Here is an 11,731-nt window from a genome sequence, read left to right on the forward strand (position 1 = left end):
ACCCCGCCGGCGGCCACGCCCCCCGCACCTACGGCCACCCCTGCCGCGCCCGCCTCGGAAGGCACGGCGAACCTGCCGCCCGCGCCCACGACTGCGGCGCCCGCGACCGAGGCCCCCGCGACCCAGGCACCGGCATCGGGTGCCGCGCCCATCGTCCCGGAACTGCGCACCCTGCCGCCCGCCGGGGCGACCGGCACCACGACCACGACCGAACCCGCCGAGTGATCGCCTGACCCCTGCGGCAGCCAGGACGCACCATGCCCGCCATGTTGCGTTTCCGGGCTGCCAGCGGGGCGGTTTGCCCCTATGATCCGGCCAAAGCAGAACGAGGACACGCGACCCATGCGCCGATCCCCCCTTACAGGACGCCTGATGGCGACCACCCTGCCCGTGGCCCTGGTCCTGGGCTCGGTCAGCACCACCGCCGTTGCGGAACCGATGTATGCGCGGAACATGTCCACCTTTGGACTGCCCGGCGGCATCGACACCCCCACGGCGGAAACGCTGCCCGACGGCACGCTGGGGGCGACGGTGTCCTGGTCGGATTACGGGCGGCGGGGCAGCGTCGTCTTCCAGGCGCTGCCGGGACTGACGGCCGTGCTGCGCTATGGGCGCGTGGACGGGATCAACGATTATCGGAATGACGGCTATATCAGCGACCGCTCGGCGGACCTGCGCTGGCAGGTGCTGGACGAACAGGGCTGGCGTCCGGCGGTGGCGGTCGGCTTGCAGGATTTCCTGGGCACGGGCGTCTATTCGGGCGAATACATCGTCGCCACCAGGACGGTGACGCCGCAGGTCCGCGTCTCGGCCGGTCTTGGCTGGGGCGTGCTGGCGGGCAAGCCGCGCACCATCGACAGCGGCGACGAAGGCGGCACGCCCAACGTGGACCAATGGTTCCGGGGCGGCACGCGGCCCTTCGCCTCGGTCAGTTGGCAGGTCAACGACCGGCTGAACCTGGTCGCGGAATATTCCAACATGGATTATGTCGCGAAATACAGCAGCGGCGCGGTCTTCCAGCAGGGCGATGAACCGGACAGCAACCTGAACCTTGCCGCCTTCTACCGCTTTGGCGGCAATTACGAGGTCGGGCTTTACACCATCGGCGGCAACACCTTCGGCGCACAGTTCTCGATCGCGCTGAACCCGCGCGAGGCGACCTATCCCTCGGGCCTGGAAAAGGCCCCGGCCCCGGTGCGCCCGCGCCCGGCGCCGCAGGCCGATCCCGACGGCTGGTCTGGTGTCTGGGCGCAGGATCCCACCGCGCATCCCGCGATCCAGACCGCGCTTGGCGATGCGATGCGCAAGGAAGGCCAGACCCTGGAAAGCATGGCGCTGTCAGCGAACCGGGCCGAGGTCCGGCTGCGCAACGCCCGCCATATCAGCCAGGCCGAGGCCATCGGCCGCACCGCGCGCCTGATGACCCGTGCCTTGCCCCCGTCGGTGGAAACATTCGTGATCACCTCGACCGCCGACGGGGTGCCCACCTCGTCCGTGACGGTCCGCCGTTCCGACGTGGAGCGGCTGGAAAACACCGAGGCCGGGCAGATCGCCGCCGCATCCGCCCTGTCGGACGCCCCGGCAGGCGCGCCGGGCCTGGTGCGCAGCGAGGGCGTTTATCCGCGCTTCCGCTGGTCGATCAAGCCCTATGTCGATCTTGGCATCTTCAGCGCCGAGGACGGGTTGACCCACGAGGTCGGGGCCGAGGCCCGCGCCAGCTATGAAATCGCGCCTGGCCTGGTCCTGACCGGGGCCCTGCGCCAGCGCGCCTTCGGCAACATCGACCCGCGCGGCCCCGGCATTCCCGGACGGCGCGGCGAACACTACACGCCCGAGGAATACCTGGCCGATCCCAGCCTGGAAACCACGCCCCAGGGCGTGCCGCGGGTCCGGTCGGACACGCGCATGTACACGGGCAACAACGACCCGGTGATCCCGGAACTGACGCTGGCCTGGTATGCCAAGCCCGCGCCCACGGTCTATACCCGCGTCACCACCGGCTTGCTGGAACGCGCCTATGGCGGCGTCTCGACCGAGGTGTTGTGGAAGCCTGTCAACTCTTCCTTCGCCCTGGGGGCCGAGGTGAACCGCGTGAAGAAGCGCGACTTCGACCAGCTGTTCGACTTCCGTGACTATGAGGTCACGATGGGCCATGTCTCGGCCTATTACGAATTCACCCAAGGGTTCACGGCGCAGCTTGACGTGGGCAAGTATCTGGCGGGCGACAAGGGTGCGACGATCACCCTGACCCGCGAATTTGCGAACGGCTGGCGGATCGGGGCCTATGCCACCAAGACGGATCTCTCGGCCGAGGAATTCGGCGAGGGCAGCTTCGACAAGGGCGTCACGCTGTCGATCCCGCTGGGTTGGGCCACCGGCCAGCCCACGCGCGAACGCGTCAGCGCCGACCTGCGGTCCCTGTCGCGCGACGGGGGTGCGCAGCTGAACGTCCGCGACCGCCTGTATGACCATGTCCGGGACAGTCATTCCGTCAAACTCTATGAAGGCTGGGGGAGGTTCTGGCGATGAATGGCGTCACGAAGATCACGCTGGCGGCGTTCCTGCTGGCCGGGCTGGCGAGCTGCGGCAATGACAGCGAAAACGCAGGCCCCTTCGGCGCGCTGGCGCAGACGGCGGGCCAGGTCGCCGCGGAACGCCGCGCGGCCAAACAGCCCGCCGCGCCCGCGAAATCGCCCCAGGAGGCCGCGGCCGAGGCGCTGCGCGTCAATCCCGGTCCGCTGATCCAGGCCGGGTTCGAGAATCTGGGCCGCACGCAGGTGATGGCGATGACCGGGCAGAACGGCGCGATGCGCACCTATATGACCCCGGCCGAGGAGGCGCTGATCCTGCGGAACGGCCTGCTGGTCGGCACGCGGGGCCTTGGCCATGACCTGTCGGTGGCCGAGCCGCAGACCGAACCCCTGATCCGCGCGGGCGCGGCGGGCAGCGGCACGCGCGTCATGCGGTATTTCGCGGGCGACGGGGTGGAACGGCCCTTGCAGTTCGCCTGCACCGTGGGCGCGGGTCCGAACCCCGGCGTGACGGTGGAAAACTGCGAAGGCCATGGCGCGACCTTCCAGAACAGCTACATGGTGCAGGGCGGCCAGATCGCCGTGTCGCGCCAGTGGATCGGCCCGTCCCTGGGCTATGTGACCATTCAGGTGCTGCGGCCCTGACGATGGAACCGGCCCTTCGCGGACCGGTTTTTCAGTTCCCCGACAGATAGCTGTCGATGGCGGCGCGCACCCCTTGGGTTTGCACGATCTTCAGCCTGCGGGCAAAGGCTTCCTGGAAGCGCGGGTTGGCGGCCAGCGGGCCGAACACGGCCTCGTTCGCCAAGAACGCCAGAGGGTCGAGGCGGGCGGCGATGGCGTATTCCCGCAGCGCGTCGCTGTTGTCGTCGTTCGGCGCAATGGCGTTGCCCGCCTCGTCGGTGCGTTCGCAGTATCGGCACCAGAAGGCCACCTCTTGCGCCAGGCCGTCGATGGCACGGTCGTCCTTCAGCGCGTCGGCCAGCGTCGGCAGGATGAATTTCGGCTGCCGGTTCGACCCATCCAGGCAGAGGCGCGGGATCGTGTCGCCTACCTCGGGGTTGGCGAAGCGGCTGACGATCAGGTCAAGGTAATCGTCATAGCGGACGCCGGGGATTGGTTGCAGGGTCGGGATGATTTCCCGCGTTTCCAGCGCGCGCAGCCAGGCGGCGATTTGCGGGTCGGCCATGGCGTCGTGGACGAAGTGGTGCCCCAGCAGCGCCGAGGGATAGGCGATGGCCGCGTGCCCGCCGTTCAGGATGCGCAGCTTCATCAGCTCGTGGCGGCTGACATCGGCCACGAATTCCGCGCCGACCTTTTCCAAGGGGGGGCGGCCCTGGGGGAAGTGATCCTCCAGCACCCATTGGCGGAAGGGCTCGCAGACCACGGGGGCGGCGTCAGAAATGCCAAAGCGGTCGCGGACCAGGGCGCGCTCGCGGTCCGACGTGGCGGGGGTGATACAATCGACCATGGAATTCGGAAAGGCGACTTCCTGACGGACCCATTGCGCCAGCGCGGGGTCCGACAGTTGCGCCAGTTCCGTGACGGTGCGCGCGCAGACATGGCCGTTCTCGGGCAGGTTGTCGCAGGACAGGACGGTGAAGGGTTCCGCCCCCGCGTCCCGGCGCTGGCGCAGCGCGGCCAGGATCATGCCGAAGACCGTGCGCGGCGCATCCGGGTTGGCCGCGTCATGGGCGATGTCGGGATGGGCCGCGTCAAATCCGTCGGTCTTGGCATCGACGTAATAGCCGCCCTCGGTGATGGTCAGCGACACGATGCGGATCGCCGGATCGGCCATGGCGGCGATCACCGCCTGCGGATCGACGGGGACGAAATCGACCATGGATCCGATCACGCGGGCGTTCAGGCCCTGCGGGTCCAGTTCCACCACCGTGGTCAGCCAGTCCTGCGCGGCCAGCCGGTCGCGCATGGCGGCGTCGCCGGGGCGCACGCCCGCGCCGACCAGGGCCCAGTCATGCCCCTCGCCCGCCTCGAACAGTTGGTCCAGATACCAGGCCATATGCGCGCGGTGGAAATTGCCCACCCCGACATGGACGATGCCGGGGCGCAAGGCGGCGCGGTCGTATCCGGGGCGGCCCACACTGCCCGGCAGGTCTTTCAGCGCGGATGCGTTCAACGAAACGGCCATGGCCGAACCTTTCTTCTGTGGGGACAAGCGTCAGCTCATCCAGTTGCCGCCATCGACGTTGTAGGTCTGGGCGACGATGTAGTCGGCCTCGGGTGAGGCCAGGAAGACCGCCATGCCGGTGAGATCCGCGGCGGTGCCCATGCGCCCGAAGGGGACGGCGGCGCCCACCTCGCGCTTTTTCTGGCCGGGGGCCTTGTTTTCGTATCTGGCGAAGAAGGCATCCACGCCGTCCCAATGCTCGCCATCGACCACGCCCGGGGCGATGGCGTTGACGTTGATGCCGTGCGCGATCAGGTTCAGGCCCGCCGATTGCGTCAGGCTGATGACGGCGGCCTTGCTGGCGCAATAGACGGCAACCAGCGCCTCGCCCCGCCGCCCGGCCTGGGACGCCATGTTGATGATCTTGCCGCCCTGCCCGCGTGCGATCATGCCGCGCGCGACGGCCTGCATGGTGAACAGCGTGCCCGCCACGTTGACAGCGAAGATCCGGTCGTAATCGGCGCGGGTGATCTCGACGATGGGGGCGGCGGTGAACAGGGCGGCGTTGTTGACCAGAATGTCGATGCCGCCGAAGGCCCCCTCGACCGTCGCCACGCAGGCGTCGATGCTGGCCTGGTCGGTCACGTCCAGCCGCACGGCGATGGCGCCGTCGCCCAGGGCCTCCGCCGCCTGTTGCGCGGCGTCGATGTTGATGTCGCAGATCGCCACGCGGGCGCCTTCCGCCAGATAGGCGCGGGCGAATTCCAGGCCGATGCCCCGCGCGGCGCCGGTGATCAGCGCGCGCTTGCCGTCCAGTCGTTGCATCAGATGCGGTCTCCGTTCCTGTCGAATGTGTGGATCTTGCCCTCGTCCGGGGTCAGCCAGACGGTGTCGCCGTGGTGCAGCGCGATTTCGCCGCCAGATCGGACAGTGACGGTTTCCGCAAGACCCGTGCCTTCGACATAGAAGAAGCTGTCGGACCCCAGGTGTTCGCTGACACCCACGCGGCCTTTCCATTTGCCCCCTTCCGCCGAGATGCGGATATGTTCCGGGCGCACGCCGATGGTCTGGGCGCCGTATTCCGCCGCCGCCGCGCCCCCGAACAGGTTCATCCTGGGGCTGCCGATGAAGCCCGCCACGAAGACGTTGCGCGGGCGGTGATACAGGTCCAGCGGCGATCCCACCTGCTCGATCCGGCCCGCCTGCAAGACCACGATCTTGTCGGCCATGGTCATGGCTTCCACCTGGTCGTGGGTGACATAGATCATCGTGGTCTTGAGGCGGTTGTGCAGCTCGCTGATTTCCAGCCGCATCCCCACGCGAAGCGCGGCGTCCAGGTTCGACAGGGGTTCGTCGAACAGGAAGGCCGCCGGTTCGCGCACGATGGCCCGGCCGATGGCGACGCGCTGACGCTGGCCGCCCGACAGCTGGCCCGGGCGGCGGTCGAGGTAGTTCGTCAGGTTCAGCGCGCGGGCCGCGGCCTCGATCCGGCGGTCCTGTTCGGGCTTGGGCACGCCCGCCATCTTCATCGGGAAGGCGATGTTCTTGCGGACCGACATGTGCGGATACAGCGCATAGGACTGGAACACCATCGCCAGCCCGCGCTTCGCCGGGGATGCGTCGGTGGCGTCCGCCCCGTCGATCAGGATGCGCCCGCCGCTCACGTCCTCCAGCCCCGCGATCAGGCGCAGCAGCGTGGACTTGCCGCAGCCCGAGGGGCCGACGAAGACCACGAACTCGCCGTCCTCGATGGTCAGGTCCAGGGGCGGGATGACCTCGACCTCTCCGAACCGCTTGGCCACGCCTTGCAGGGTGATCTGTCCCATGAATGTTCCCCTTATTTCACGGCGCCGAAGGTCAGGCCCCGGACCAGTTGTTTCTGGCTGAACCAGCCCAGCACCAGGATCGGCGCGATGGCCATGACGGACGCCGCCGACAGCTTGGCCCAGAACAGCCCCTGCGGGCTGGAAAAGCTGGCGATGAAGGCCGACAGCGGCGCGGCATTGGTGGTGGTCAGCTGGATCGTCCAGAAGGCCTCGTTCCAGGCCAGGATGATGTTCAGAAGCAGCGTCGAGGCGATGCCGGGGATCGCCATGGGCGTCAGCACATACAGGATCTCGTCGCGCAGGGTCGCGCCGTCCATCCGCGCGGCCTCCAGGATCTCGCCCGGGATTTCGCGGAAATAGGTGTAGAGCATCCAGACCACGATCGGCAGGTTGATCAGCATCAGCAGGATCGTCAGCCCGATCCGGGTGTCCATCAGCCCGGTGCGCAAGAAGATCAGGTAGATCGGCACCAGCACCGCCACGGCGGGCATCATCTTGGTGGACAGCATCCACATCAGGATGTCCCTGGTCCGCTTCGTGGGCGAGAACGCCATGGCCCAGGCCGCCGGGATCGCCACGATCAGCGCCAGCAGCGTGGAGCCCACCGACAGGATGACCGAATTGGTGAAGGGCCGCCAGTAGTTGTTCTGGCTTTGCACCGTCGCATAGCTTTCCAGCGTGAAGGACGGGATCAGGTCGAAGCCCGCGATGGCCTCTTGCTCCGTCTTCAGGCTGGTGACGATGGTGTAGAGGATCGGGAAGAAGATCAGCAGCGCCACCAGCCATGCGGCGACGGTCCAGCCGATGCGGGCGTTGCGGGATGTTGCGCGTGCCATGTGTTCCCCCTCAGTCCAGGTTGCGGCCGACGGCGCGCATCAGGAAGATGGCGACGATGTTGGCCAGCACGACGGCGATGATGCCGCCCGCCGCAGCGCCGCCGATGTCGAAGTTCAGCCGGGCGGCCTTGTAGATCAGGAAGGTCAGGTTGGTCGAAGCGGACCCCGGGCCGCCATTGGTCGTGACCAGGATTTCGGCATAGATGCCCAGCAGGAAGATCGTCTGGATCAGGATCACCACGGTGATCGCGCGCGCCATGTGCGGCAGCACCAGATACAGGAACCGCGCGTATGCGGGGGCGCCGTCCATCTCGGCCGCCTCCATCTGCTCGGTATCCAGCGATTGCAGGGATGTCAGCAGGATCAGCGTGGCGAAGGGCAGCCATTGCCAGGCCACGATCAGGATGATCGAGGTCAGCGGATATTGCGCGAACCAGTCCACCGGCTGCGCGCCGAAGAATTTCGCCACGTCGGCCAGCACGCCATAGGAGGGGTGCATGATCATGTTCTTCCAGATCAGCGCGGCCACCGGCGGCATGACGAAAAAGGGCGAGATCACCAGGATCCGCACGATCCCCTGCCCCCAGATCGGCTTGTCGATCAGCATGGCGATGAAGATGCCGCCCACCACCGTGACGGCCAGCACGCCCCCGACCAGCACCAGCGTGTTCCTGATCGATTCGAGGAACGCGGGGTCGGTGTAGAAATACCGATAGTTGAACCACCCCGCCCAACTGGTCATGCCGGGGTTCAGCATGTTGTAGTTCAGGAACGAATAATAGAGCGTCATGCCCAGCGGCACGATCATCCACACGAACAGCAGGATGATCGCGGGCGCGCGCATCAGCCGGGCAAGCCCCTGGGTCTGGCGTGTGGCCATGAACGAAATCTCCCTTGGCGGCGGGGTGCGCAGGCGGACCCCGGGGGGCACCGCCCGGCGGAGGGGGCCGGGCGGTGCGGACAGGTCAAAGGCTTACGCGTTACTTGACATAGCCCGCGCGCGTCATCTCGCGCAGGGTGGTTCCCTGGGCGCCGGCCAGCGCGTCATCCGCCGACATCTGTCCGGCAAGTGCTGCCGAGAATTGCTGGCCCACCGCCGTGCCGATGCCCTGGAATTCCGGGATCGCCACGAACTGCCCGCCGGTATAGGGGATATCCTGCACGGATGCCTTTTGCGTGTTCGCCGAATTGATCGCCGTCAGCGTCATTTCCGCGAAGGGGGCTTCCTTCCGGTAATCCGCGTTTTCATAAAGCGAGGTCCGCGTGCCCGGAGGCGCGGCGCGCCAGCCCTCCTTGCTGGCGACCAGTTCCGTATAGCCCTTGGACGTGGCCCAGGCGATGAAGGTCTTGGCCGCATCGGGCGCGTCGGACGACGCCGGGATCGCCAGCGACCAGGCCCACAGCCAGTTGCCGTGGTTGTCCACGCCGTCCTTGTTGGGGAACTGCGCGAAGCCCACCTTGTCGGCCACGGTCGAATCCTCGGGGTCGGTCACGAAGCTGGCGGCGACCGTCGCGTCGATCCAGATGCCGCAGCGGCCCTGCTGGAACAGTGCCAGGTTCTCGTTGAAGCCGTTGGACGATGCGCCGGGGGGGCCGTATTCGTTCATCATCGCCAGATAGTCGGTCAGCGTGGCCTTCCATTCGGCGCTGTCGAACTGCGGCTTCCAGTCGGTGTCGAACCAGCGCGCGCCATAGCTGTTGGCCATGGCGGTCAGGAAGGCCATGTTCTCGCCCCAGCCGGGCTTGCCGCGCAGGCAGATGCCGTATTGTTCCCTGGACTTGTCCGTCATGGCCTTGGCGGCGGTCATGATGTCGGTCCAGGTGGGGCTGTCGGGAATGGTCACGCCCGCGGCCTGCGCCAGGTCGGTGCGATACATCACCATGGCCGATTCGGCATAGAAGGGCGCGGCATAAAGCTTGCCATCGACGGACAGCGCGTCGCGCACGGCGGGGATCAGGTCATCGACGGCGTAATCCGCGCCGAAGTCCAGCGGCACCAGCCAGCCCTGTTTCGCCCAGATCGGAACCTCGTAGGTGCCGATGGTCATGATGTCGTATTGGCCGCCCTGGTTGGCGATGTCGGTGGTCACGTTCTGACGCAGGATGTTTTCCTCAAGCGTCACCCATTCGACGGTGATGCCGGGGTTCGCGGCGGTGAATTCACTTGTCAGGCCCTGCATCCGGATCATGTCGCCGTTGTTCACGGTGGCGATGGTCAGGGTCACGTTGTCCTGCGCGGCAGCGATGCCGGCGGTAGCGCACAGCGCCGTCGCGCCCAAAAGGGCGCGCAAAGTCATGATCATGCTATCCTCCCTGATCGAATGGGCATTTGCCATAGCGACGGGCAAATACTCACAAAGCGCGTCCGGTCTGTCAATTGGAAAAGTTCGGCATGGGCGATCCATCCGCCAAGGCCGGGAATGTCCTGCAAATCGGCGGGTTGCGGATCTTACAGCGCCAGCAGACGCTCGGCCGTGGCTTCCGAGGTGATCAGGCCGTTGACCAGATGCCCGACAAGGGCGGCATGGATCGCGGGCAGCTTCGCCTCGCCCGTGGCCACGGCGATCACCGGGCGTTCGGCGGCGCGCGGCAGCGGGGCGGATGCGACGCGGGCGTTGAAGGTGCAGTCGATCACCCGGCCCTCGCGGTCATAAACCCAGCTGGTGATTTCCCCCACCGCGCCCAGGGCGGCCAGTTCGTCCATCTCGGCGGCGCTGACGAAGCCGTCCACGAACAGGGGGGCGCTGCGGTCCATCTGGCCGATGCCCACCAGCGACAGATCGGCCTGTTCGCACAGGCGGATGGTGTTGCGCACGGCCTCTTGTCCGCGCATGGCGGCCAGTTCGGCAGGGTCGCGCGCCAGCACCGGCAGGGGATAAGGGTAATGCGGCGCGCCGATCCGTTCGGCCAGGCTGATCGTCGCGTTATAGGGCGTGGCCGAGCCGTCCTGCATCATGTTGCCCAGCCGAGACACGACCACATGCTGCGGGCAGGACATGCGGGGAAGCTGTTCGACGGTGGCCTTCAGCGCCCGGCCCGTGCCCAGGCTGACGATGCGGCGTTCGGGCGATTTCAGGGTCTTTTCCAGTTCCGCCGCCGCCGCGATCGCCACGCCCGTCAGCAGGCCGGGCGCATCCGGGTCCGAGGGCACGATCTCGGCCGACATCAGGCCGAAGCGGTCCGACAGCGCGCCCGCCAGATCCATGCAGCGGGCGATGGGATGGTCCACGCGGACCTTGATCAGCTTTTCGCTGACCGCCATCGCCACCAGCCGCTGCGCCGACTGGCGGCTGACGCCCAGCTTGCGCGCGATCTCGTCCTGGGTGTTGCCCGCGACGTAATACAACCAGCCCGCCCGCGCCGCGTCGTCCAAGCGCACCGCCTCGGGGGAAAAACGGGTGGCGTTCACGGGATGGGGGCTCCTTCCTGAAGATCGGCCAACAGTTGGAAGAATTGGTCCCAATTGTCAAAGGACCGGATGCCGGGCGGCAGTGGCGTCGGCTCGGCCCCACGCAGATGCGCGCCGCCCGCGTAATGCAGGACATGCATTCCGGCGGCCAGCCCTGCGGCGATGCCGGGGCTGCTGTCCTCGATCACCAGGGTGTTTGCGGGGGCGCAGCCCATGCGGTCGGCGGCCAGCAGGAACAGGTCGGGCGCGGGCTTGCCGTGTCGGACAAGGCTGGCGGTGAAGACGCGGCCCGCGAAGCGGTCGGCCAAGCCCAGCACCTCGAGCGTGCGGCCGACGCGTTCGGGGCTGGACGAGGTGGCGATGCAGCCCGGCACCGGCAGGCCGTCCAGCATCGCCATGAAGCCCGGCGTCGGCCCCAGTTCCGCCGCGAAGCGGTCCAGCAGGCGGGCGCGGTAATCGGCCTCGAATCGGTCGGGCAAGGGCTGTCCGAACCGCTGGCGGATCGTCTGCGCGACGGTGGGGAAGCTGCGGCCCAGGAAATCGCGGCGCACCTCGGCAGGGGTCATGGCGATGCCCAGGCCCCCCAGCTGCTCGATCAGGACTTGGGCCGACAGAACCTCGCTGTCGGCGATCACGCCGTCGCAATCGAAGATGATCAGGTCGATGTCCATCCCTCAGCCTGAAGGCAGCCGTTCGGAAAGCACAAGTGCAACCCGGCGGCCGTTATGGCAAGACCCATGGATCACCACCGCCCAAAGGTTTTCATGCGCGCCGTCCTGATCACCCCGCCCCTGCCCAGCCACCTGCGCGCCTTCGAGGCCCTGGCCGGGGAACTGACCCGCCGCGGGCATCAGGCGGTCTTCCTGACCGAACCGGGCGTGGCCCTGCAAGGCGGCGCGGCGCAAGTGACCCTGCCCGGCCCCCCCGCCCGCCCGCAGCCCCGCCGCCTGCTGGCCGAGATCGTGGCGGGCGCGCGCCGCACCGACCGCCTGTGCCGCGAC

At 67.6% G+C, this 11,731-nt stretch carries 11 protein-coding genes and 1 pseudogene; 4 read left to right on the forward strand and 8 right to left on the reverse strand.

What is annotated here, in order from left to right:
• From JX613_RS18975 to JX613_RS18985, 3 genes and pseudogenes are all read left to right on the forward strand, one after another.
• A pseudogene (locus JX613_RS18975) lies at positions 1–225 on the forward strand (preprotein translocase subunit SecG); the annotation flags it as partial.
• A gap of 147 nt (positions 226–372) precedes the next feature.
• Positions 373–2,529: a YjbH domain-containing protein gene (locus JX613_RS18980; protein ID WP_237168739.1), complete on the forward strand. Its 2,157-nt coding sequence runs from the start codon at positions 373–375 to the stop codon at positions 2,527–2,529.
• Positions 2,526–3,176 (forward strand): YjbF family lipoprotein, encoded by a 651-nt coding sequence (locus JX613_RS18985; protein ID WP_207103040.1) that lies wholly within the window; start codon positions 2,526–2,528, stop codon positions 3,174–3,176. Before JX613_RS18980 ends, JX613_RS18985 begins: the two co-directional genes overlap by 4 nt.
• Before the next feature lie 31 nt (positions 3,177–3,207).
• On the opposite strand, the gene JX613_RS18990 is transcribed toward JX613_RS18985, so the two are convergent.
• From JX613_RS18990 to JX613_RS19025, 8 genes are all read right to left on the reverse strand, one after another.
• Positions 3,208–4,680 carry a mannitol dehydrogenase family protein gene (locus tag JX613_RS18990; protein WP_207103041.1) on the reverse strand — a complete coding sequence of 491 codons (1,473 nt, stop codon included), beginning with the start codon at positions 4,678–4,680 and terminating at the stop codon, positions 3,208–3,210.
• Positions 4,681–4,710: 30 nt separating this feature from the next.
• A complete protein-coding gene (locus JX613_RS18995) occupies positions 4,711–5,484 on the reverse strand; it encodes an L-iditol 2-dehydrogenase (RefSeq protein WP_207103042.1) in 774 nt (257 codons plus the stop codon).
• Positions 5,484–6,485 (reverse strand): ABC transporter ATP-binding protein, encoded by a 1,002-nt coding sequence (locus tag JX613_RS19000; RefSeq protein ID WP_207103043.1) that lies wholly within the window; start codon positions 6,483–6,485, stop codon positions 5,484–5,486. The genes JX613_RS18995 and JX613_RS19000 overlap by 1 nt, the downstream gene beginning before the upstream one ends.
• 11 nt (positions 6,486–6,496) lie before the next feature.
• Positions 6,497–7,321, reverse strand: a complete 825-nt coding sequence (locus JX613_RS19005) for a carbohydrate ABC transporter permease (RefSeq protein ID WP_207103044.1) — start codon at positions 7,319–7,321, stop codon at positions 6,497–6,499.
• A 10-nt stretch (positions 7,322–7,331) separates the two neighbouring features.
• Positions 7,332–8,201, reverse strand: coding sequence for a carbohydrate ABC transporter permease (locus JX613_RS19010; RefSeq protein ID WP_207103045.1), 870 nt, complete (start codon positions 8,199–8,201; stop codon positions 7,332–7,334).
• 100 nt (positions 8,202–8,301) lie between these two features.
• A complete protein-coding gene (locus JX613_RS19015; protein ID WP_207103046.1) occupies positions 8,302–9,624 on the reverse strand; it encodes an ABC transporter substrate-binding protein in 1,323 nt (440 codons plus the stop codon).
• 146 nt (positions 9,625–9,770) lie between these two features.
• The gene (locus tag JX613_RS19020) at positions 9,771–10,730 is read right to left on the reverse strand and encodes a sugar-binding domain-containing protein (RefSeq protein ID WP_207103047.1); all 960 of its coding nucleotides are present in this window, start codon (positions 10,728–10,730) and stop codon (positions 9,771–9,773) included.
• Positions 10,727–11,401, reverse strand: coding sequence for an HAD family hydrolase (locus JX613_RS19025; protein ID WP_207103048.1), 675 nt, complete (start codon positions 11,399–11,401; stop codon positions 10,727–10,729). The genes JX613_RS19020 and JX613_RS19025 overlap by 4 nt, the downstream gene beginning before the upstream one ends.
• A 93-nt stretch (positions 11,402–11,494) precedes the next feature.
• Here JX613_RS19025 and JX613_RS19030 point away from each other — a divergent pair.
• The coding region (locus JX613_RS19030) for a hypothetical protein (protein WP_207103049.1) at positions 11,495–11,731 on the forward strand (237 nt) is incomplete at its 3' end.

It is taken from the genome of Paracoccus shandongensis (genome assembly GCF_017315735.1).
Taxonomy (GTDB): domain Bacteria; phylum Pseudomonadota; class Alphaproteobacteria; order Rhodobacterales; family Rhodobacteraceae; genus Paracoccus; species Paracoccus shandongensis.

Coding starts and splice junctions, on each gene's coding strand:
- JX613_RS18980 (WP_237168739.1), top strand. CDS start 373: ATGGCGACCACCCTGCCCGTGGCCCTGGTCCTGGGCTCGGTCAGCACC.
- JX613_RS18985 (WP_207103040.1), top strand. CDS start 2,526: ATGAATGGCGTCACGAAGATCACGCTGGCGGCGTTCCTGCTGGCCGGG.
- JX613_RS18990 (WP_207103041.1), bottom strand. CDS start 4,680: ATGGCCGTTTCGTTGAACGCATCCGCGCTGAAAGACCTGCCGGGCAGT.
- JX613_RS18995 (WP_207103042.1), bottom strand. CDS start 5,484: ATGCAACGACTGGACGGCAAGCGCGCGCTGATCACCGGCGCCGCGCGG.
- JX613_RS19000 (WP_207103043.1), bottom strand. CDS start 6,485: ATGGGACAGATCACCCTGCAAGGCGTGGCCAAGCGGTTCGGAGAGGTC.
- JX613_RS19005 (WP_207103044.1), bottom strand. CDS start 7,321: ATGGCACGCGCAACATCCCGCAACGCCCGCATCGGCTGGACCGTCGCC.
- JX613_RS19010 (WP_207103045.1), bottom strand. CDS start 8,201: ATGGCCACACGCCAGACCCAGGGGCTTGCCCGGCTGATGCGCGCGCCC.
- JX613_RS19015 (WP_207103046.1), bottom strand. CDS start 9,624: ATGATCATGACTTTGCGCGCCCTTTTGGGCGCGACGGCGCTGTGCGCT.
- JX613_RS19025 (WP_207103048.1), bottom strand. CDS start 11,401: ATGGACATCGACCTGATCATCTTCGATTGCGACGGCGTGATCGCCGAC.